The sequence below is a fragment of the Heyndrickxia sporothermodurans genome (assembly GCF_003055045.1).
Taxonomy (GTDB): domain Bacteria; phylum Bacillota; class Bacilli; order Bacillales; family Bacillaceae_C; genus Heyndrickxia; species Heyndrickxia sporothermodurans.
In genome coordinates, this window is record NZ_NAZB01000011.1 from 37,048 (window position 1) to 58,447 (window position 21,400).

Sequence of the window (21,400 nt, forward strand, 5' to 3'; positions counted from 1 at the left end):
TTTTACCAAAAATCGGTTTATTTATTTGGGACAACTTGACACACCGTAAAGCGCTCTTCTTTAAAGAACTGTTCTGCAGCATTTTGCAAGTCTGCAAATGTAATTTTTTCTAATGTTGGTACAACATCAAATAGATTCATTTCATTAAACGCATATCTTGTAAATTGATTGGCGATAAAATCCGGAGAGTTTAGCTGCCTTAAAAATCCGCCTATTTTCTTTTTCTTCGTTCTTTCAAGTGCCTTCTCACTAATATGTTGACCATTTTTAGCATCTAACATTATTTTTTGCAACTTGTCAGCTAAAACATCTGGTTTTTCTGTATCTCCTCCTACCATCGAAAAACCAAATCCTTCTTCTTGTGTGTAATCAAAGGAGAATGTTTCGTCGATTAATCCTTCATTGTACAGATCAAAATAATTTGCAGAACTTTTGCCGAAAAGAATATCAAGTAAGATATTAATTGTTAATTCATTTTTTAACATTTCATCGCCACTTTGATTAACATCTAACGCTTTAACACCAACTAAACATTTAGGCGTTTGCACATTCATTTTTAATACTCGTTTTTTCTCAGCTACTTGCGGCGGTTCATTTTCAAAACGACGCTTAATTTCAGACATATCCTTATAATTCTTTTTCTTTTGATTGTCACGAATCATTGTCATGATTTGATCTGGATCAATTGGTCCGACAACAAAGATAAGCATATTGCTTGGATGGTAAAAAGTGTGATAGCACTCATACAATAGTTTATCTGTAATAGGGGTGATAGACTCAATTGTTCCTGCGATATCTATTTTAACTGGATGATTATGATACATATTTTCGATAACGCCAAAATATAAGCGCCAATCCGGATTATCATCATACATTGTAATTTCTTGGCCAATTATCCCTTTTTCTTTTTCTACTGTTTTCTCAGTAAAATAAGGGCTTTGTACCATATCGATTAGCGTTTCTAAATTTTTTTCGACATTGGATGTGCTAGAAAACAAATATGCTGTTCGATTGAAAGTAGTGAACGCATTGGCTGATGCTCCTTGCTTACTAAATTGCTGGAATACGTCGCCATCTTCTTTTTCAAATAATTTATGTTCTAAGAAATGGGCAATGCCATCAGGTACTCGTTTGAATTCATGCGAATCTAATGGGACAAAATCATTGTCGATAGAACCGTATTTTGTCGTGAATGTAGCAAATGTTTTACTAAAACCTTCTTTAGGTAAAAGATAAACATTTAGACCATTTTCCATTTTTTCATAATAAAGCGTTTCTTTTAATTGTTCAAATTCAATTTTTTTCATGATTCATTTCCCTCCATTCCTGTTAAGAAATAGATTGTATCCAATTCAATCTTTTCAGCTACTTTTGTAATATCTTCTTTCGTAGCATTGTTCACTCCTGCTATCCAATCATCCACAGTTAAGTTTTGATGACCAATTACATTATGATAAAGTATCTCTACCAAACCTCTTGATGTATCCGTTGTTTCCAAAAGCTGATTATTAATTACTGCTTTCGTTTGCTCTATTTCTTGATCGGTAAAATCACCATTCTTCATTGCTTCCATTTGTTCACGAATGATTCTAATTGCTTGATCATAATTTTTCGCTTCAATTCCACTCATTACCATTAATAAACCTTTATGACTTTCAAGTCGACTTGCTGCATAATACGCTAAACTGGCTTTTTCACGAACATTTATAAATAATTTTGAATGTGAAAAACCACCGAAGATTCCGTTAAAAACTTGTAAGGCAAAGTAATCTTCATCACCAAATTGAATGTTTGTTCGATAGCCAATATTTAATTTCCCTTGTTTAACATCTTGTTTTTCTTTAATTTCTTTTACTTTATCAATTTGAACGCTATTCCTGTTTTCTAATTTAAGTGGTGAGCGATCCTTAAATTGTAGATTTTCACAAAATACTTCCACTTCTTTTTCATCCACATCACCAATAATGTATAAGTGCAATTCATCCTCATTGATAGCTTTTTGGTAATAGTCATATAATCTTTTTGGAGTGATTTCATCCACTTTTTCACTCACCCCATTTGCATCAAAGGCATAAGCTTCATCTTTACACATTTCTTCCACTAACCGGACGCTGGAATAACGCATTTTATCATCATATATAGATTGGATTCTCTGTTTTAATGTTCTTTTTTCTTTTTCAACGGTTTGAGGATGGAACGATTCATTTTCAACATTCGGGTTTAATATTACTTCCGACAAGAAATTGATTCCCTTTTGAAGCAAAGGTGTAGGATCTTTGAGGAACTTCTCATTAGCAATATCTATTGAAAAAGACATAATATGATATTCGCCTTTTTTTGCTAAATCAACAAAAAATCCAGCACCATATAAATCATCTAGATAGGTTCGTAGTGCGGTAGTTGTTGGATATTGCTTTGTGCTACTTTGTAATACATTTGGTAATAATGCTCGAAGTGTTACCGTTTCTTCCGTTAATGGTGCCTTCATTTTCCAAACAAGTGTATTCGTTTTATATTTATTTGTTTTCACGATATGTAATGTATAACCATTTTTCTTAATTATTTGCTCGTTAGCAACAGCCATAGCCAATCCTCCTTTTACTTTCTAATACTATTTTGTTATGAAGTTATTCTTACTATACATGTTAAAGATAATGTCCTACAAGTATTTACCTTATAAAAAAACCCAGAAACATTTCTGGGCTCTCTCAAAAATTTATCTTTGACCTTTAATATATGGAAGACCACTTGCTTTAGGGGCATCTGCACGGCCGATAAATCCTGCTAAAGCTAAAATGGTTAGTACATATGGAGCAATTAACAAATATACACTTGGAATATCTTTGAGGAACGGAATATCCCCTCCAACAATACTTAAACTTTGTGCAAAGCCAAAGAACAATGCAGCCCCCATTGCACCAAGCGGATGCCATTTACCGAAGATCATAGCGGCTAAAGCCATAAAACCTTGTCCAGTGATCGTCGAATGACTAAAATCTAAAGTAATCGTTTGGGCATATACCGCACCACCAAGACCACCAAATACACCGGATAACATGACACCGATATAACGCATTTTCGTCACATTTATCCCCATTGTATCTGCCGCAGCCGGGTGTTCTCCAACCGAACGAAGGCGTAAACCAAATGGTGTTTTAAATATGATAAACCAGACAACAAATGCAAGAATAATAGCAAGATAGGATGCATACGTTACATTACTAAAGAAAAGATCTCCAACGATTGGAATATCCTTTAAAACTGGAATATCAATTTTACGGAAATTTTCTTTAATAAAATCAGTTTGACCTTTACTGTACCATTTTTTCACTAAAAATAATGAAAGACCTAATGCAAAAAAGTTAATTGCAACACCACTAACAGTCTGATCAGCTCTAAATGTTATAGATGCAACTGCATGGAGTAATGATAAAATTACTCCAACAATCATCGCTACAATTAACGCAATCCATGGAGTTGCTGCCCCGAAAGTATCAGCAAATGTTAAATTAAAGACGATGGCACTAAATGCACCGATAATCATAAGCCCTTCCAAACCAATATTAACAACACCTGCACGTTCGGAGAAAACGCCGCCTAATGCAGTGAAGATAAGTGGAGCAGCTACTAAGAGAGAAGAAGATACTATTATTTCAAGTGCTGTCATTAAATCCACTTATTTCACCTCCCTTTTAAAACGTGTAATGATCCATTTAATCATATAACTTGAAGCAACAAAGAAAATTATCAATGCAATGACGATTTCTACAAGCTCATTCGGAACATTCGCTTCAATTGGCATATTCAATGAACCTACCCTTAAACCACCGAATAAAATAGAAGCAATAACTACTCCCAATGCTGTATTTCCACCGAGAAGTGCCACAGCAATTCCATCGAAACCTACGCCGGAAAAACTTGATTGTAAGAAAGCAAAACCAAATGTACCCAAACCTTGCATCGCTCCGGCAAGTCCGGCAAATACACCGGAAATAATCATTGAATAAATAATATTTTTATTTACATTCATACCCGCATATTGTGATGCATGCTGGTTAAATCCGACCGATTTAAGTTCATAACCTTTTGTTGTTTTCTCAAGTAAAAACCACATAATAATAGCAGCAATAATTGCAAGATAAATCCCATTATGGAGACTCGAGTAATCTGTAATGCTTTGAAAGAAATCTGATTTTAATGAAGCTGAATTTGGAATTTCCTTCGTTGTATCAGATTGATCTGATAAAACATTACGAATGATATAGTTTGAAACATGTAGTGCAATATAATTCATCATAATTGTTACAATTACTTCGTGAACACGAAATTTAGCCTTTAAAAGTCCGGGAATAAATCCCCAAATCGCCCCTGCTATAGCTGCAGCAATAATCGCAAGTGGTAAATGAATGATTTTTGGCAGATCAAAAGCTAATCCAACCCAAACTGATACGATCCACCCCATTAACATTTGCCCTTCTACACCGATATTAAATAGCCCGGTTCGAAATGCAAAAGCAACTGCAAGTCCAGCAAAAATATACGGTGTCACCTGTCTTAATGTTTCACCAATATAGAAAGAATCCCCGAAAGCACCGTTCCATAATGACAGGTAACCATTAATTGGGTTGTATCCACTTATAAGCATAATGATAGCCCCGGCAATTAAACCTAATATTACTGATACAACAGGTATCAATATATTCACTAATCGATTAGACATTTGTTTTTTCACCTTCTTCCCGGCCTTTAGAACCTGCCATTAACAATCCAAGTTCTTGCTCTGTTGTTACTTTTGGATCGACAACTGCTACAATTTTCCCTTCATAAATTACCGCTACCCGATCACTTACATTTAAGATCTCATCTAGTTCAAAGGAAATTAATAACACTGCCTTTCCATTATCGCGCTGTTCAATTAAACGTTTATGAATAAACTCAATCGCTCCTACGTCTAAACCTCTAGTCGGTTGTGCGGCAATTAATAGATCAGGATTCCGATCCACTTCACGCCCAATGATTGCTTTTTGTTGGTTTCCACCCGATAATGAACGTGCTAAAGTATATTCACTAGGCGTACGAACATCGAATTCTTGGATAATTTTCGATGCCTTGTTGTATATTTGTTTAAAATTTAATATCCCCCCTTTTGAATAGGGCTTTTGATAGTACGTTTGTAAAACGATATTTTCGCCGATCGGAAAATCGAGTACTAGTCCATGTTTATGACGATCTTCCGGAATATGTCCCACACCAGCTTCCGTAATCTTCCTCGGCTTTAAGTTTCGTACTTCTTTTCCATTTAATTTAATTGATCCACTTTCTGATTTTCTTAATCCCGTAATGGCTTCAATTAGTTCCGTTTGTCCATTCCCATCTACACCGGCAATACCGACGATCTCACCCGCTCGTACATTAAGATTTAAACTTTTTATCGATTCAATCCCTCTTGTATCTTTGACGACTAAATCTTTTATTTCAAGTACATTTTCTTTTGGACTTGCTTCTTTTTTTACAGTTTTAAAAACAACCTCACGTCCAACCATTAAGTTAGCGAGTTCGTTCGGATTTGTTTCCTTAACTGATACTGTTCCAATTCCTTTTCCTTTACGAATAACCGTTACTTGATCACAAACTTCCATAATTTCTTTTAACTTATGAGTAATTAAAATGATAGATTTGCCTTCTTTGATTAACGTTTTCATAATTTGTATGAGTTCAGTAATCTCTTGTGGTGTTAAAACCGCAGTTGGCTCGTCAAAAATAATAATTTCCGCACCACGATATAATGTTTTTAATATTTCAACTCTTTGTTGCATTCCTACTGAAATATCAGCTATTTTCGCTTTCGGGTTAACAGCTAGTCCATATCTTTGCGAAATCTCCTGAACCTCTTTCTCCGCTTTTTTAATATCGATTGTTCCCCCGGATTTTGGCTCTTTTCCTAGAATAATATTTTCAGTGACAGTAAACGTATCGACTAACATAAAATGCTGATGAACCATACCAATCCCTAAATCATTAGCAATATTAGGATTGGTTATTTTTACTGACTTTCCATTAACACGAATTTCTCCTTTTTCCGGTTGATATAAACCAAAGAGAACATTCATAAGAGTCGATTTTCCGGCACCGTTTTCTCCAAGCAGCGCGTGAATCTCGCCTTTTCTCACTTGCAAAGTAATATTATCATTAGCAACAATACCTGGAAATTCTTTGCGAATACCTAGCATTTCAATGACAAATTCCACCCTATCCACTCCTCGCAAAACCTTCGTTTATCTAAATAATTTTGTATCGGAATACTCAAAACAAAGTTCTAAATGAAAAGTAAAAATGGTAGACTTTTACTCTTCAGTTAAAACTTATTTGTGGGATTGAAGCGATGCATCAATCCCACATAAGAAATTATTTCGTCGGTTTTAATGGTACTTTTACTTCACCTTTAATAATTTTTTGTTTCCACTCATCTACTGCTTTTAGCACATCTTCCGATACATTGTCTTTTGATGGAGAAATGCCTACAGCATCTTCATTTAGGCCGTATTCAATTTGTTCTCCACCTGGGAATTTGCCGTCTTTAGCTTTATTAGACAAATCTTGAACAGCCAAATCTACACGCTTGATCATGGAAGTGAGTGTTACATTGTAATCTTTACCATTTACAGAAACTTTACCTTCATCAACCTGGTCACGGTCAACACCGATTACCCATACATTTTTATTAGGATCTTTTTGTTTAATGTTTTTAGCTTCTGTGAACACACCGTTACCTGTTCCACCAGCTGCATGATAAATAATATCAACACCGGAATTGTACATTGCTGATGCCATTGATTGCCCTTTGTCTGCTTTGTCAAATGCACCCGCAAAATCGATTTTGATATCAGCTTTAGGATTAACCGCCTTCACGCCAGCTTGAAAACCGGCAGCAAATTTATTAATTAAGTCACTATCGGTTCCACCAATGAAACCAACTTTGTTTGTTTTAGTAGTTAATCCAGCTACTACACCAACAAGAAATGATCCTTCATGCTCTTTAAATGTAATACTTACAACATTCTTTTTATCTTTAATAACGTCATCAACAATAGCGAAGTGACTATTTTTACGTTGACCGGCAATTTCTTCAATTGCAGGTTTTAACTTATAACCAATACCATAAGTTAAGTCGAAGCCGTTACGAACTGCTGTATTAAGATTTGTTTTGTAATCTGCATCAGATTTTGATTGGAAGTAATCGAAACCTTTCGTACCTTTTTTTAACCCGTTGTCTTCCCCAAATTTTTTTAGACCTTCCCATGCTGATTGGTTAAATGATTTATCATCAACACCACCAACATCGGTTACTAATGCAACAGTGAAGTTGTCATTTTTGTCATTTTTCCCTGACGTACCTTCTTTGTCACTTGTACCGCAAGCTCCTAATAATGTTCCTGCAGCTAATACTAGTGAGAGAGCGAATCCAATTTTACGCTTTTTCACTTTTTGAACCCCCTATAATTTTGATTTAGTAGAATAATAGAATAAAGCTAGATCCGTTTTCTAACTACATGAAAACTAAAACTATCCGCTTTAAAATAATTCACAGAGTATAGAACTGGTTCATCATTTTCATTGTAATGAAGTTGTTTTAGAACTAATAAAGCAGTTTCCGGATCACACTCCAAAATTTGGGATACCTTATCGTGATACCCGATTGGTTCTATTTGAGTTACGGCATGTGTGATCTTCTTACCATTTTTTTGTTCTAAAATATCAAAGATGGAGCCATCATTGTATGAAAACTCCCAAGGAAAAAGATTATTAGGAATTTTGTCAATACAATAGACGACTGGATTCCCATTGGCAGTTCGTACTCTTTCAATAACCGCAATCTCCTCTTCCTCATTGCATGAAAAACGATGAATATCTTCCTCTGATGGTACTTGGGTCTTTGAACTTAAGAAAATGGTTCCCGGTTCCATTCCACCTTGTTTAATCATGTCGGTCACACTATACAATTGTTCGATTCCTGAAGTGAAAATAGGCTTAGGATTAACAAATGTACCGACACCATGTCGGCGAGTAATCACATTCTCCTCTTCTAATATCCGGAGAGCCTCGCGCAATGTTGCACGACTGACACCAAGTTGTTTTGCTAAATCAAATTCAGATGGCAGTTTCTCTTTTTCCTTATAAATTCCTGCTTCGATGTCTTTTTTTAGACGATCAATTACCTGCAGATATAAATGTCGGCTATCTGTTTTAATTAACATAATGAACCCACCAAACTTTCTTAAGACATCAGACCTCTGATCAATTATTCCTACTAATCGAAAATACTATAACATTTTTTTCGATTAGTATAAATACAAATTTTTCGTTTTGTCGAAAAAAAGCGACTTAAAGGAAAAATTGTTTATACTCAGACAATAAAACAAGCGGAAAATCATTTATTTCCGCTTGCAAATAACTATGAACTTTGTTCTTCGGATGGTTTAGGGACTAGGACCGTACGTGGCTTGCTACCTTCATACGGTCCCACTACTCCTCTAACTTCCATCTCGTCAATTAATCTAGCTGCTCTTGTATACCCAATTCTAAATCGTCTTTGTAACATGGATACCGAAGCAGTTTGCATCTCAGCTATTAATTGAACGGCATCATCATATAATTCGTCATCGACAGTTTCAACCACTTCCGGTGTATCATCAGGAATCATTTCTTCTTGATATTGGGCTTTTTGTTGAGATATGACAAAATCAACGACTTCTTCAACTTCATCATCTGATAAAAAAGCTCCTTGGACACGCACCGGTTTTGAGGCACCAACAGGTAGGAAGAGCATGTCCCCCCTCCCCAATAATTTCTCCGCCCCGCCCATATCAAGAATCGTACGAGAGTCAGTCGCCGAAGAAACGGCAAAGGCAATTCTTGATGGAATATTTGCTTTAATAACACCTGTAATAACATCAACTGAAGGTCTTTGTGTAGCAATAATTAAATGGATTCCTGCAGCACGTGCCATTTGCGCTAATCGTGTAATTGAATCTTCCACATCATTTGAGGCTACCATCATTAAATCTGCAAGCTCGTCCACAATCACTACTATATACGGTAATAACGGTTGTTTTTCACCAGTTTCAACATTATGGCGCTTCACATGATCATTATAGCCTTCGATATTTCGTGTCCCTGTATGGGAAAATAATTCATATCTTCTTTCCATTTCACTAACTACTTTTTTTAAGGCTTGTGATGCTTTTTTTGCATCGGTTACAACGGGAGCTAACAAATGTGGAACACCGTTATAAACATTTAATTCAACCATCTTAGGATCGATCATCATTAACTTAACTTCATGTGGTTTTGCCCTCATTAAAATGCTTGTGATGATTCCATTAATACATACACTTTTTCCACTTCCTGTAGCACCGGCAACAAGGAGATGCGGCATTTTATTTAATTCGGCAAGGACCGCCTCCCCGGTAATATCTCTGCCTAAGCCAATTTGCAACTTTGATTCCGGATTATCTAACTCTTTCGCTTCCAATACTTCACGTAAAGATACGACAGCTACTTCTGAATTTGGAACTTCTATCCCTATTGCTGATTTACCAGGAATCGGCGCTTCCATCCGGATATCTTTTGCAGCTAAAGCTAAGGCGATATCATCGCTTAAACTAACTATTTTGCTTACTTTTACCCCGACATCGGGGTGTACTTCGTATTTTGTAACTGCAGGCCCTAAATGCACTTGGGTCACCCGTGCTTTCACCCCAAAGCTTTGAAAAGTTCGTTCAAGCTTTGCAGCATTCGCATGAATTAAATGATATTCTTTGCTTTGATCCGTTGCTTTCGGTCTTTTTAATAAAGTTATTGCCGGTAATTGATAATCCTCGTTTTCTACTTCTGTAAAAGTTATGTTAGGAGTAATATCATCTTCAACTATCTCTTCATTCGTTTTCTTTTGAATAGCTTCGTTTTTAGATAAATCTTGTTTTATTTTTTCCTCTTCAACTAATGGAAATGCTCTTTCAGTAAAACTTGAGATGATTGGCTTGATTTCATTATCATGATCAGGAGTCATAGATTGTTTTTCCTCGTGATTATGTATATCTACGAAAGGCTTTTGTTCTTTTTGCTCTTTTCTTTCTTTTCTTTCCGCCTTCCATTCATGTAACTCCTTTTTAGATGCTTCCCATTGCTGACCGGCAAATTCTTTTGTGCGATGACCAATTTTTTCGAATAATACCCCAACCGATTTACCGGTAATTAAAACAAATCCAATAACAAGTAAAACAATGGAGAGTATTTTCGTTCCTAATGAGTCAAATAAAAAATGGGAAACAGCGAAAAAAACAGCACCAATCATTCCACCTCCGAGATCAGGTGTTGACGTCTCGCCCTTAATCTCTTGCCAAAACAAATCCCAAGTATTTTTAATAACACTTGGATTTTTAATATGTCCTGACCTTGTTAATTGTTCAAATAATTTCACATGGCTTAAGAGGAGTAAACTTATCATCGCCACATATACACCCCATAGCCTGCGACTATAAAAGAATGGCCAATCTCTTCTAACCATTAAATAAACTGCAAGAAAAATCATACAAACTAAAGCGACCATGTACCATTCACCAAGAAAAAAGCGAAAAAAATATACAAGGGATTTACCAACAGCTCCAAGCTTTATGATTGAAATTAAACTAAGCGCTATTAAAATGATACCAATCAATTCAAAACGGATATTCGTTTTTATTTGCTGTGATTTTTTACTCCGCCTTTTCCTTTTCGCCATCTATTTCACCCTCACAAAACCTTAAATTATATAAGAAAGCAGCCAGTCGTGGCTGCTTTCATTTTTCCTTATTATAGCATAAGCTACTTTGGTAGGGGAAATTCTAGCAAATTATATGAACGAAATTAGTTGTCCCGGTGCCAATTCATCTTTCATAAAATCATTTGGATTACTGCTCAAAACTTGCACGATTCGATAATGATTTTCTGTTTGTTCAACGACTATCGGCACACCTTGATAGGAAATCGTTTTATAGTTTTCAAATGCAGTTTGATCACATGGAAAAATCAATTCATGTGGTGTTGTCGTATAAAGAATCATTGAATCATACCTTCAGTACTGTTTTGAGATTTATTCAAATCAATTAATTCATTTAGCTTTTTCATTGCTTCCCCAACGCCACCGACCTCATTGATTAATCCCGTTTTTACCGCATCGATTCCTACTACATTCGTTCCAATATCTCTCGTTAAATTTCCTTTTGCAAACATCAATTCTTTAAAAACATCTTCATTAATATTTGAATGTTTGGTAACAAAATTTATTACTCTTTCTTGCATTTTGTCAAGGTATTCAAATGTTTGAGGAACTCCAATGACAAGGCCTGTTAGTCTAATTGGATGGATCGTCATTGTCGCAGTTCCGGCAATAAATGAGTAATCACAAGAGACGGCTATCGGTACGCCGATTGAATGGCCTCCTCCTAATACAATAGATACAGTTGGCTTTGATAAGGAGGCGAGCATTTCCGATATAGCCAAACCAGCTTCAACATCACCACCAACCGTATTTAAAATAACTAGAAGACCTTCAATTTTTGGATTTTGTTCGATTGCTACAATTTGCGGAATCACATGTTCATATTTAGTTGTTTTATTTTGTGGCGGTAACTGCATATGACCCTCAATTTGACCAACAATTGTTAAGCAATGAATATTGGTGTCTTGTGAAAGTTGCGGAACATTCGTTTGTCCAAGTTGTTGAATCTTATCTACTAATGCCGATTTATCCTTATTTTCATCCTGTTTTTCTGGGGATGGTTGTTCCATCCTAATATCTTTTTCCATCTCAAAACTCCTTTATCATTGACAAATATTTCATTAAACTATAGTATTTGCTGACATTCATTTTTCATTCATAAAAAAACCAGGTGACAATAATCACCTGATAATTTTAATTCTTTATTAAACTTCCATAATAATCGGCAGAATCATTGGTCTGCGCTTTGTTTTGTCATATAGGTAGTAATTTAATTGATCGCGAATTTCTTGTTTAATGCTGGACCAATCAAAGGCATCTTTAGACATATTTTTTTCAACGATATCACGAACTAGTTTTGTTGATTCACCCATTAATTGTTCGGATTCTCTTACATATACAAACCCGCGTGAAATAATTTCCGGACCTGAAGCAATCATTTTTTTCGTCTTATTTAATGTAACAACAACAATGAGGATTCCGTCTTGAGATAATAGTCTACGGTCACGTAATACGATATTTCCGACATCACCAACACCAATTCCATCGATTAATACATTTCCTGAAGGAACCCTTCCTCCAACACTCATTTTCCCATTTTTATATTCAAGAACTTCTCCTTTTTCCGGAATGAATATGCGGTCTCTCGTAATTCCAACTTGTGCAGCAAGCTTACCATGGGCAATTAACATCCGGTATTCACCTTGAACCGGAATAAAATATTTTGGTTTGATTAAATTTAACATTAATTTCAAATCTTCTTGCAGTCCATGTCCAGTTACATGCACTTTATTTGAACCGGATAGAACAGTTGCACCTGCACGATACAACATATCGATTGTTTTGGACATAAATAACTCTAAACCCGGAGAAGGACTTGCTGTAATAATAACCGTATCCCCTTGTTTAATATTAATATGTTTGTGATTACGCTTGGCCATTTTTTGTAAAACTGCAAATGGCTCTCCTTGATTACCTGTAGCTAAAACAACGATTTTATCGTCATCATATTTTTCTATATCTTGGACAGGGATAATTAGGTCTTCCGCTTTCACATGCAAATAGCCAAGTTTAAATGCAATATCGTTTATTCTTTCTAAGCTTTTTCCAACAAGTGCCACTTTTCTTCCATTCTCAAATGCTGCATCAAAAACTTGTTGAATACGAAGTAGATTTGACGCAAAACAAGCTAATACAATCCTACCTTTTGCCGAGTGAAAAGCATTTGACATTTCGGTAGCAACTAATGTTTCTGATATATTAAACCCCGGGTGTTCAGCCTCGGTACTATCGGATAAAAGACAGAGAACACCTTGTTCACCAATTTGCGCCATTTTGCCTATCTCCGCACGATATGCACCTTGCACACCTTGATCAAATTTAAAATCACCGGTATGAACAATATTCCCCTCAGACGTATGAATACAGATCCCGACTGAATCTGCAATACTGTGCGTTGTCTTAAAAAAACTAATATCAGCTGTTTCAAATTGTAATAAAGAATCGGAATGAATGATAACAAATTCAACCTGTCTTTTTACTTTTATTTCTTTTAATTTCTCTTTTGCTAATGCAATGGTTAATTTTGTTCCATAGACAGGTACATTAATTTTCATTAAAATATATGGTAAAGCACCTATTGCATCTTCATGTCCGTGTGTAAGGAAAATACCTTTGATACGCTCCTTATTATTTTCCAAATATGTAATATCAGGTATAACGATATCGATACCTAGCATTTCATTCTCAGGAAACATTAATCCCGCATCTATAACAAAAATATCGTCATCGATGTCTAGTACATACATATTTTTCCCAATTTCACCTACTCCTCCAAGCGGTATTATTTTTATCGTTTCATTTTTTCTCTTTTTCAAAACTTTGTTCCTCCTAGGATGAATTTCCGAACTAAATCAGTTATAGCCATTATAATCGAAATCGAATTTACACATCAATCTATAATTTAATTTTTAAATATTAACGATTATTTGTTTTTATGAAATTTTTAATATCCCTCAAAACTTTTTACTAAAAACTACACCTCCCAGCAAAGCTGAAAGGTGTGACAAATTCCTTAAATTAACTGTAATTGATCATTTAAAAGAAGTTCCATCGTATTGCTTAACATGTTAATTTTTTTAAAATCACTGTCAAAATTCATTAATGCAATTTGCAGCCAATTTTTTTCAACTAAATATCGATTCCGGTAATGTACTAAAAATCCATTTAAATATAAATCCTCGCCAAATGCAAGTGATGAAAGCTCTTTTGGCAATTTGATCGTAATCACACAAGGAGATGAAATTTGCTCTTCAATGACAAACGTAAATCCCTTTTCCTTAAATAATTCACATGCTTGAAAATAAACGGAACGTCTCTCATTATAAAAGTCCGTTTTAGAAAACTTATTAAGTGCAGTATTAAGCGCTAAAAATAAATTTGAATTTTGCGAGAACGGTATCCCGTTACTATTTTGATAATACTTTATATCTAAATAACGAGGAACGTGGTAATTTGTGTCCTCAAGCCTATTAAAAAACACAAATGATAACCCTGTATAGCTTCCAATTGCTTTCCCCGATACACCAGTAGCCAAATAAATAGAATCAAAATTTAACGGCACCGCTCCGATTGAACTAATGGCATCAACACATAGTTTGATTGAATAATTCCTACATAGCCTTTCTAAAGAAAAATAATCATTCACCATTCCTGTAGAAGTTTCGCAGTGAACAAACCATAGCCAATCATAATTCTTTTTCGATAACTGCTCTTCAATTTTATAAAGATCAAATTTCTCTCCCCATCGATAGGATAAATGATCAAATTGTAGTTGGAATCGTTTAGCATGATCGACTAATCGCTCTCCAAATTCACCATTTGATATAATTACCCCATTTGTCCCTAATCCCGATAAATGAGCAGCTACAGCATCATTACTTAATGTTCCTGAGCCAGTTAGTACGACAACATTTTGAGCATTAGTCAATGCTGTTAATTTCTTATTTACCGAGTGAACAATAGAAGAGTGTTCTTCAGAACGATGCCAAACTGGTTGATCATCAAAGGCGGCTTTCACTTCATCATCAATGGTTACCGGTCCGGGTAAATAAGAAGAAATTTGTGTGAATGCGTGTAAATTTTTGTTTTTCATATACGTTTTTTTAGTTAAATACATTGGCTGAAACAACGCATCTTCTGATCCAACTAAATAGGCAAAGGATTCAAAACCTAAGTGACGGTATAATTTACTTTGTCTTGTTGTCCCGGAAATAAAAGCAATATCATAGCCGCGTTGTAAACAATAACGAATCAATCCCCCTGTTAAAGCTGCAAATACCCTTCCATTTCGATAGTGCTTCTTTACGGCTAATAAACGAACTTCACAAGGTTTAGAAAAGCTAATATTTAAGTGACTTTCAATTGAACCTAGTTTTTCATCAAGTGAAAAAGGACGAGTATCCCGTAAGGCCAACATTCCAATTACTTCAGAATTTTCCTTACAGATGATGTATTCATTTTCTTCATGAAAACGGTCTAAAAGCTTTCTCTTATCGTTTATTTGATGTTGTGGAATTTCTTCAACAAAAGTCTCATAGTTTAAATTCAATATTTGATCAACTTCTTCTTTTTCCCGTGCCATCTTAACAATATAACTCATTGTTCATCCCCCACAATTACTTTTTTATCTGTATGTCTTAATATAATGATGATTGCAATTATGGTAATAGCAATACTTACCCATAAATTACGTTCATACAAATATAAGAAAATTGGTGTCGTCATGATTGCTATAAGACCAGATTTCGTAAATGAGCGATAAATAAGAAACAATATGATAAACACACCAATAAAACTAAAAGTTGAGAAAGGAGAAATATATAATAATCCCCCGATATAGGAAGCTACTCCTTTCCCTCCCTTAAATTTATAGATTACTGGGTACATATGCCCTAATAATACAAGAATTAATGCGATAGATTGTCCAATAATTCCTATACCTGCTCTATCGGCTAACAAACATACTAAAAATGCCTTAAGCATATCTCCAATCAGAACAAGTAGAAATCCCCATTTTCCAAATGAGCGTCCAGCATTCCTTGCACCCGGATTTCCACTCCCTAAATGAAATACATTTTTGCGATAGAAAAGTACTCCTATAATATGAGCAAATAATAATTGCCCGATGAAATAAGCAAATATGTAAATAAAAGCCTGCTGCACTACTATCTTCCTCTACAAAAGTATATGTATATATATTACCATTATTTTCAGAAATTTGGACAAAAGCATTAAAAAAAGGACTGATTTTTTTATCAGTCCTTTTCATTTATTAATTTTTTAGTAAATTAGTTAATTCAAGTCGTTCATTTTCCGTTAATGGTACTAGCGGAAGACGTACTGAACCAACATCCAATCCTTTAAGTTGAAGTGCCGTTTTCACTGGTACAGGGCTTGGCGCTTGAAACAATCCTTTCATAATCGGTAAAAGCTTTTGGTGCATTTTTGCTGCTTTTTCAATGGACCCATCTAAAAAGGACTGAATCATTTCTTGCATTTCATTTCCAATCACGTGTGATGCAACAGATACAATTCCTTGCCCGCCAATTGATAATACTGGTAATGTTATCCCATCATCTCCGCTATATAATTCGAAATTTTCATCCGTATTAGCAATGATTTCAGTCATAGCATCTAAACTTCCACTCGCCTCTTTAACAGCAATGATATTCGGTATCTGCGAAAGTTTAATAATCGTGCTAGGTTCAATATTAATAACAGACCGCCCGGGAATATTATAAACCATAACTGGTAGGGAAGTAGATTCTGCTATCGTTTTAAAGTGTTGATAAATCCCTTCCTGATTTGGTTTATTGTAATATGGTGCAACAATCATAATAGCATCTACACCGATTTCCTCAGCTTTTTTTGTTAATTCAATGGAAGCATACGTATTATTACTTCCTGTTCCTGCGATGACCGGGATTCTCCCATTAACTGTTTTAACAACAAAACGAAAGAGAGCTAATTTTTCTTCCGTTGTTAAAGTTGGGGATTCTCCAGTTGTTCCAGCTACAACTAATGAATCTGTACCGTTATCTATTAAGTATTCAATTAATTGACTAGTTTTTTGGAAATCAATATTTCCTTTCTTATCGAAAGGTGTAACCATAGCGGTGGCAACCCGACCAAAATGAGCCATCCAACTCACTCCTTTATTTCATTACTCCCGTTAATTCCTCCTGAAGATTAAATACATCATGAAGGGCATTAACTGCTTCGACTAAATCTTGCTCCTTAACCAACACCCATATGGTTGTATGACTATCTGCCGATTGTAATATGCGAATGCCCTTTTCAGAAAGTGCAGATACGATTTTATAAGTAACTCCCGGCACACCATTCATGCCTGCACCAACAACGGACACTTTTGCACATCCTCTTTCAACAATCGGATTATAGCCAAGATCTTTTAAGACAATAACAGCTCGATCAATTAGCTCTTCCGCAACTGTGTACACAACCCCAGTCGGTGAAATATTAATAAAATCTACGCTAATTTTTTCACTTGCCATTGCTTTAAATACTACAGATTGTAAATTGTATTGCCCATCCTTTTCTAAAACTTTGATTTGAGCAACTTTTGGTACATAAGCTATTCCTGTAATAAGACGTTCCCTTATGATATCTGTTCCTTTATTTTGCCGATTGACGGAGGTAACTAAAGTGCCTAAATCATCTGAGTACGTCGAACGAATTCTAATAGGCACTTTTGCTTGCATTGCAATCTCTACTGCACGTGGATGAATAACTTTTGCACCTTGATAGGCCATATTGCACACTTCTGTGTAGGTTACAATCGGCAAGCGTCTTGCTTTTTCCGCTATTCTCGGATCCGCTGTCATGATTCCATCAACGTCTGTAAATATATCAATCCACTCCGCGTTTAAGGCAACACCAAGGGCAGCCGCAGAGGTATCACTACCACCACGCCCAATTGTCGTCACATCTCCACTTGCAGTGGCACCTTGAAAACCAGCAACTACGATGACATCATGCATTTTAAGTTCTTTTAGCAAACGATCACACTTCATATTGATAATTTTTGCATTTGTATGTTCGGAATTTGTTCGAAACCCAGCTTGGGCACCTGTTAATGCCGTCGCTTTAATCCCTTTCTCCTGTAGCATATTTGAAAAAACTAAACTTGATATAACTTCACCACAGGATAGAAGTAAATCTTGTTCACGTTTATTTAAACATGTTTTTGAACCGTTTACTAATGACAAAAATGTATCTGTTGCATATGGATCGCCTTTTCTCCCCATAGCGGATACTACTACAACAACTTTATAGCCGTCATCTAATGCTTTTTCTATATGCTTTAATGCATGTAAGCGACTATTTTCATCGCGTACTGATGTACCACCAAATTTTTGCACAATCAGTTTCATCATAACACCTCTAAATTTTACTTTAACTCTGACTAATTATTAAATAGCCACTTTATTTTACCAATCCAAGTTTCACTAAGCTTTCAGCAATTTGAACGGAGTTCCAAGCCGCACCCTTCAATAAATTATCTGAAACTACCCACATATGAAAACCATTTTCCTCATCTAAATCTTTACGAATTCTTCCTACAAATACATCCTTCTTCCCTACAGCATATGCAGGCATAGGGTACAATTGTTCATTTGGATTATCTTGAAGAATAATACCATCGGCATCACCTAATAATGTGCGGATATTTTCTACGTCAATTCCCTCACGGTTTATTTCAAAATACACAGATTCTGAATGACCAGTTTCTACAGGTAACCGCACACATGTAGCCGCTACCTTTAATTGTGGCATATGCATGATTTTCTTCGTTTCGTTTATCATTTTCATTTCTTCAAATGTATAACCATTTTCTTCAAACTTATCGATTTGTGGAACCGCATTAAAGGCAATTTGATAGTGGTTTTTATCACCTTTGACCGGTAAAATTTTCGGTTCAATGGTTTCACCTTCAATAATCGCACGAGTTTGATTTTTCAATTCATCTATTGCTGCGGCTCCCGCTCCGGATACAGCTTGATAAGTGGATACAATAACTTTCTCTAATCCATATGCTTTGCGAATAGGTTCAAGTGCAACCACCATTTGAATTGTAGAGCAATTAGGATTAGCTATAATACCATTGTGTAGTTTTAAATCTTCTTCATTTACCTCCGGAACTACTAACGGAACCTCAGGGTCCATTCGGTATGCGCTCGTATTATCTATAACAATAGCACCACGTTTAACAGCCTCTGGTGCAAATAATTTCGAAATATTTCCGCCGGCACTTAAAAGGGCGATATCAACATCTTGAAAACTATCAGGTTTTGCTTCTTGAACAACGATATCTTCATCTTTATATTTTAAAACTGTACCTGCTGATCTTGAGGAAGATAAAAGAGTAAGCTTTCTTATTGGAAAGTTTCTCTTTTCTAATGTAAGAAGCATTTGTTGTCCAACTGCACCTGTTGCGCCTACAACAGCTACATGAAAACCGGTTGTTGCCATAAACATTCCCCTTCCAAATTCACTTATAACTTATTCTATCATCTAAGCAATGATAAAGTTTATTTTATCATATATATGGTCGGCGCTATACTTTTTTCTATTATTTTAGTAAAGGATTTTTTCTGACGTCTATATTCATAAGAACCAGGTACGCCTTTAGTTGTACCTGGTTCGTAAGTTTATTCATCCCGAAATCTTTCGACGATAACAGGCTGGAGTTGTCGTCCTTCCAGTGCAGCTTTAACTGTATCTTGTAAGGAGGACATTCTTGCTACCATTGAATTGGGTTTCTTTATCGGGTCATCTTGCCCATATGGAATAAAGTAAATATGTTTCGTTGCCATTAATCTCATAAGATTTACCCCATTCAAGCCCAGTGCATCATTTGTTGATATTCCTAAAACTACTGGTTTTTGATTTCTAATCGTTGCCTTTGCGGCCATTAGAACGGGAGAATCTGTTAATGCGTTCGCTAATTTGCTCATTGAATTTCCTGTTAATGGTGAAATGACCATACAGTCTAAAGGATATTTGGGTCCAAGTGGCTCTGCCTCAACGATTGAATCAATTACCTTTCTTCCTGTGACTGATTCAATTTTTTCAATCCAGTCTTCACCTTTTCCGAATCTCGTTTCTGTATTTTTAACAGTAAACGTTACGATCGGTACAACCTCTGCCCCTACTTCAACTAATTTCTCTATTTCTGGAAAAACTGCATCATATGTGCAATGGGATCCTGTTAATCCAAAACCAATTCGTTTCCCCTCTAAGCTCATTGTTCATTCCCCTTTCTTTTTATTACATCTTCATCAATTAGCTGAGTTAATACGTTACCAAGTATTTGCCCTGCGGTTTTTGGTGCAACGATGCCTGGCAAACTTGGTGCTAATAATGCTTTAATTCCACGTTTTTCTGCGTAGCGAAAATCTGTCCCACCCGGTTTAGATGCCAAATCAATAATCAACGTATGTGTTGGCATTTTTTGAATAACTGCGGCATTCACAATTAATTGCGGAACAGTATTAATACATATATCAATATCCTTCACTTCCAAATCTAACTCTTTTAAATGAAATGGTTTAAGAGCCATTTCTTCAATACGTGCAATATGTTCAGTTTTTCTTGCACCTACCTTTACTTTCGCTCCTAAATGATGAAATGCTCTTGCAACACTCATGCCAACTCTTCCTAGACCAAGAATGGCTACAGTTGATCCATGTATCGTAAATTCGGTATGTTGAATTGCCATCATAATTGTTCCTTCAACAGTAGGGATTGAATTATATATAGCAACATCATTTCGTTCAAAAAGTTTGACTAATTTTCGATTGGCTTTTTGTGTAATACTATCTAAATATGGATTGCTGATTCCTGAATAAATCGTGCAATAAGAGGGTGTTTTTAAGATAATTTCTTCCGTTAATCTCACTTCTTCATTTGAAAAAATGGTATCTACCTGTCCTTCAAGGTTTGTTCCAGTTACAGGTAAAATTATCGCATCAATTTCATGAAAATTTACTTCGCTTAATTTTTCTTTGTATACACCTGAATACACATGATCTAATTGTTCAAAACCAATTAATGATAGTCTTGCATCTAATTCTGCTAATTTGCGAATTACTTCAAGTTGACGCGCATCACCGCCAATTACAGCTATTTGCAATCCTGTCAACATCATATCGTCACCTTCTTTATGATGATTACGCTTATCACTTACACATCTTATGTATTAACCTAGAAATCTGTGATTTGTTGATAAAATAAAAAAGATTGGCTAATCGCCAATTCTTAAATGATCAATATTTTAGTAATTATTTTCTGGTACTTCCAAAATAATCATGTCTGAACCAATCGTTCGAATTTGTTGCCACGGAACCCTGATTTCATTTGACTGTTTTCTCATCCATTTTCCAGTAGGTATGATCAATGATTGGATTTGTCCAGATTTTTCATTGAATTCTAAATCCGTGTGTCCTAAAACGCCTAATCTTTCTGCTCTTTTAAAATCAACGATTTCTTTCCCACTTAGCTCACTTAATCGCATATTTCATAATTCCTCCTTAAAACAACTGTTATTAACAATGTATC

At 35.4% G+C, this 21,400-nt stretch carries 19 protein-coding genes; all 19 read right to left on the reverse strand.

The features are described from left to right. Positions 1-17 precede the first annotated feature (17 nt). Positions 18-1,307: an EF-P 5-aminopentanol modification-associated protein YfmH gene (yfmH, locus tag B5V89_RS04030; protein ID WP_108070596.1), complete on the reverse strand. Its 1,290-nt coding sequence runs from the start codon at positions 1,305-1,307 to the stop codon at positions 18-20. After that, positions 1,304-2,584: an EF-P 5-aminopentanol modification-associated protein YfmF gene (gene yfmF, locus B5V89_RS04035; RefSeq protein WP_108070598.1), complete on the reverse strand. Its 1,281-nt coding sequence runs from the start codon at positions 2,582-2,584 to the stop codon at positions 1,304-1,306. The genes yfmH and yfmF overlap by 4 nt, the downstream gene beginning before the upstream one ends. A 132-nt stretch (positions 2,585-2,716) precedes the next feature. After that, a complete protein-coding gene (locus tag B5V89_RS04040; protein ID WP_066233232.1) occupies positions 2,717-3,676 on the reverse strand; it encodes an ABC transporter permease in 960 nt (319 codons plus the stop codon). Beyond that, positions 3,677-4,720 (reverse strand): ABC transporter permease, encoded by a 1,044-nt coding sequence (locus B5V89_RS04045; RefSeq protein ID WP_107919915.1) that lies wholly within the window; start codon positions 4,718-4,720, stop codon positions 3,677-3,679. Beyond that, positions 4,713-6,248: an ABC transporter ATP-binding protein gene (locus B5V89_RS04050; RefSeq protein WP_066233225.1), complete on the reverse strand. Its 1,536-nt coding sequence runs from the start codon at positions 6,246-6,248 to the stop codon at positions 4,713-4,715. Before B5V89_RS04050 ends, B5V89_RS04045 begins: the two co-directional genes overlap by 8 nt. A gap of 157 nt (positions 6,249-6,405) precedes the next feature. Then, on the reverse strand, positions 6,406-7,482 hold the full coding sequence (locus B5V89_RS04055; RefSeq protein ID WP_108070600.1) for a BMP family lipoprotein: 1,077 nt from the start codon (positions 7,480-7,482) through the stop codon (positions 6,406-6,408). 47 nt (positions 7,483-7,529) lie between these two features. Next, entirely contained in the window at positions 7,530-8,255 is a 726-nt protein-coding gene (locus B5V89_RS04060) for a GntR family transcriptional regulator (protein WP_066233220.1), read from the reverse strand. Between the two features lie 197 nt (positions 8,256-8,452). After that, the gene (locus B5V89_RS04065; RefSeq protein ID WP_108070602.1) at positions 8,453-10,780 is read right to left on the reverse strand and encodes an FtsK/SpoIIIE family DNA translocase; all 2,328 of its coding nucleotides are present in this window, start codon (positions 10,778-10,780) and stop codon (positions 8,453-8,455) included. Positions 10,781-10,891: 111 nt separating this feature from the next. Then, positions 10,892-11,101, reverse strand: a complete 210-nt coding sequence (locus tag B5V89_RS04070) for a YlzJ-like family protein (protein ID WP_066233212.1) — start codon at positions 11,099-11,101, stop codon at positions 10,892-10,894. After that, positions 11,098-11,847, reverse strand: coding sequence for a ClpP family protease (locus B5V89_RS04075; RefSeq protein WP_066233209.1), 750 nt, complete (start codon positions 11,845-11,847; stop codon positions 11,098-11,100). Before B5V89_RS04075 ends, B5V89_RS04070 begins: the two co-directional genes overlap by 4 nt. A 117-nt stretch (positions 11,848-11,964) precedes the next feature. Then, positions 11,965-13,635: a ribonuclease J gene (locus B5V89_RS04080; RefSeq protein ID WP_066233205.1), complete on the reverse strand. Its 1,671-nt coding sequence runs from the start codon at positions 13,633-13,635 to the stop codon at positions 11,965-11,967. 197 nt (positions 13,636-13,832) lie between these two features. Beyond that, positions 13,833-15,419 carry an aminotransferase class V-fold PLP-dependent enzyme gene (locus B5V89_RS04085; protein ID WP_108070603.1) on the reverse strand — a complete coding sequence of 529 codons (1,587 nt, stop codon included), beginning with the start codon at positions 15,417-15,419 and terminating at the stop codon, positions 13,833-13,835. Further along, positions 15,416-15,982, reverse strand: a complete 567-nt coding sequence (locus tag B5V89_RS04090; RefSeq protein WP_181294605.1) for a glycerol-3-phosphate acyltransferase — start codon at positions 15,980-15,982, stop codon at positions 15,416-15,418. The genes B5V89_RS04085 and B5V89_RS04090 overlap by 4 nt, the downstream gene beginning before the upstream one ends. Positions 15,983-16,091: 109 nt before the next feature. Continuing rightward, a complete protein-coding gene (gene dapA, locus B5V89_RS04095; RefSeq protein ID WP_108070607.1) occupies positions 16,092-16,961 on the reverse strand; it encodes a 4-hydroxy-tetrahydrodipicolinate synthase in 870 nt (289 codons plus the stop codon). Between the two features lie 13 nt (positions 16,962-16,974). After that, a complete protein-coding gene (gene dapG / locus B5V89_RS04100; RefSeq protein WP_108070609.1) occupies positions 16,975-18,213 on the reverse strand; it encodes an aspartate kinase in 1,239 nt (412 codons plus the stop codon). 52 nt (positions 18,214-18,265) lie between these two features. Beyond that, complete coding sequence (asd, locus tag B5V89_RS04105; RefSeq protein ID WP_108070612.1) at positions 18,266-19,312, reverse strand: aspartate-semialdehyde dehydrogenase; 1,047 nt, start codon at positions 19,310-19,312, stop codon at positions 18,266-18,268. A gap of 179 nt (positions 19,313-19,491) precedes the next feature. Continuing rightward, positions 19,492-20,088, reverse strand: coding sequence for a dipicolinate synthase subunit B (gene dpaB / locus B5V89_RS04110; RefSeq protein WP_066233188.1), 597 nt, complete (start codon positions 20,086-20,088; stop codon positions 19,492-19,494). Next, positions 20,085-20,987, reverse strand: coding sequence for a dipicolinic acid synthetase subunit A (gene dpaA / locus B5V89_RS04115; protein WP_108070615.1), 903 nt, complete (start codon positions 20,985-20,987; stop codon positions 20,085-20,087). Before dpaA ends, dpaB begins: the two co-directional genes overlap by 4 nt. A 129-nt stretch (positions 20,988-21,116) precedes the next feature. Further along, positions 21,117-21,356 (reverse strand): YlmC/YmxH family sporulation protein, encoded by a 240-nt coding sequence (locus tag B5V89_RS04120; protein WP_066233185.1) that lies wholly within the window; start codon positions 21,354-21,356, stop codon positions 21,117-21,119. Positions 21,357-21,400 lie beyond the last annotated feature (44 nt).

What these genes read in the sequence shown, in the direction of transcription:
- yfmH (WP_108070596.1), bottom strand. Translation starts at nt 1,307, where the DNA reads ATGAAAAAAATTGAATTTGAACAATTAAAAGAAACGCTTTATTATGAA.
- yfmF (WP_108070598.1), bottom strand. Translation starts at nt 2,584, where the DNA reads ATGGCTGTTGCTAACGAGCAAATAATTAAGAAAAATGGTTATACATTA.
- B5V89_RS04045 (WP_107919915.1), bottom strand. Translation starts at nt 4,720, where the DNA reads ATGTCTAATCGATTAGTGAATATATTGATACCTGTTGTATCAGTAATA.
- B5V89_RS04060 (WP_066233220.1), bottom strand. Translation starts at nt 8,255, where the DNA reads ATGTTAATTAAAACAGATAGCCGACATTTATATCTGCAGGTAATTGAT.
- B5V89_RS04065 (WP_108070602.1), bottom strand. Translation starts at nt 10,780, where the DNA reads ATGGCGAAAAGGAAAAGGCGGAGTAAAAAATCACAGCAAATAAAAACG.
- B5V89_RS04070 (WP_066233212.1), bottom strand. Translation starts at nt 11,101, where the DNA reads ATGATTCTTTATACGACAACACCACATGAATTGATTTTTCCATGTGAT.
- B5V89_RS04075 (WP_066233209.1), bottom strand. Translation starts at nt 11,847, where the DNA reads ATGGAAAAAGATATTAGGATGGAACAACCATCCCCAGAAAAACAGGAT.
- B5V89_RS04085 (WP_108070603.1), bottom strand. Translation starts at nt 15,419, where the DNA reads ATGAGTTATATTGTTAAGATGGCACGGGAAAAAGAAGAAGTTGATCAA.
- dapA (WP_108070607.1), bottom strand. Translation starts at nt 16,961, where the DNA reads ATGGCTCATTTTGGTCGGGTTGCCACCGCTATGGTTACACCTTTCGAT.
- dapG (WP_108070609.1), bottom strand. Translation starts at nt 18,213, where the DNA reads ATGAAACTGATTGTGCAAAAATTTGGTGGTACATCAGTACGCGATGAA.
- asd (WP_108070612.1), bottom strand. Translation starts at nt 19,312, where the DNA reads ATGGCAACAACCGGTTTTCATGTAGCTGTTGTAGGCGCAACAGGTGCA.
- dpaB (WP_066233188.1), bottom strand. Translation starts at nt 20,088, where the DNA reads ATGAGCTTAGAGGGGAAACGAATTGGTTTTGGATTAACAGGATCCCAT.
- dpaA (WP_108070615.1), bottom strand. Translation starts at nt 20,987, where the DNA reads ATGTTGACAGGATTGCAAATAGCTGTAATTGGCGGTGATGCGCGTCAA.
- B5V89_RS04120 (WP_066233185.1), bottom strand. Translation starts at nt 21,356, where the DNA reads ATGCGATTAAGTGAGCTAAGTGGGAAAGAAATCGTTGATTTTAAAAGA.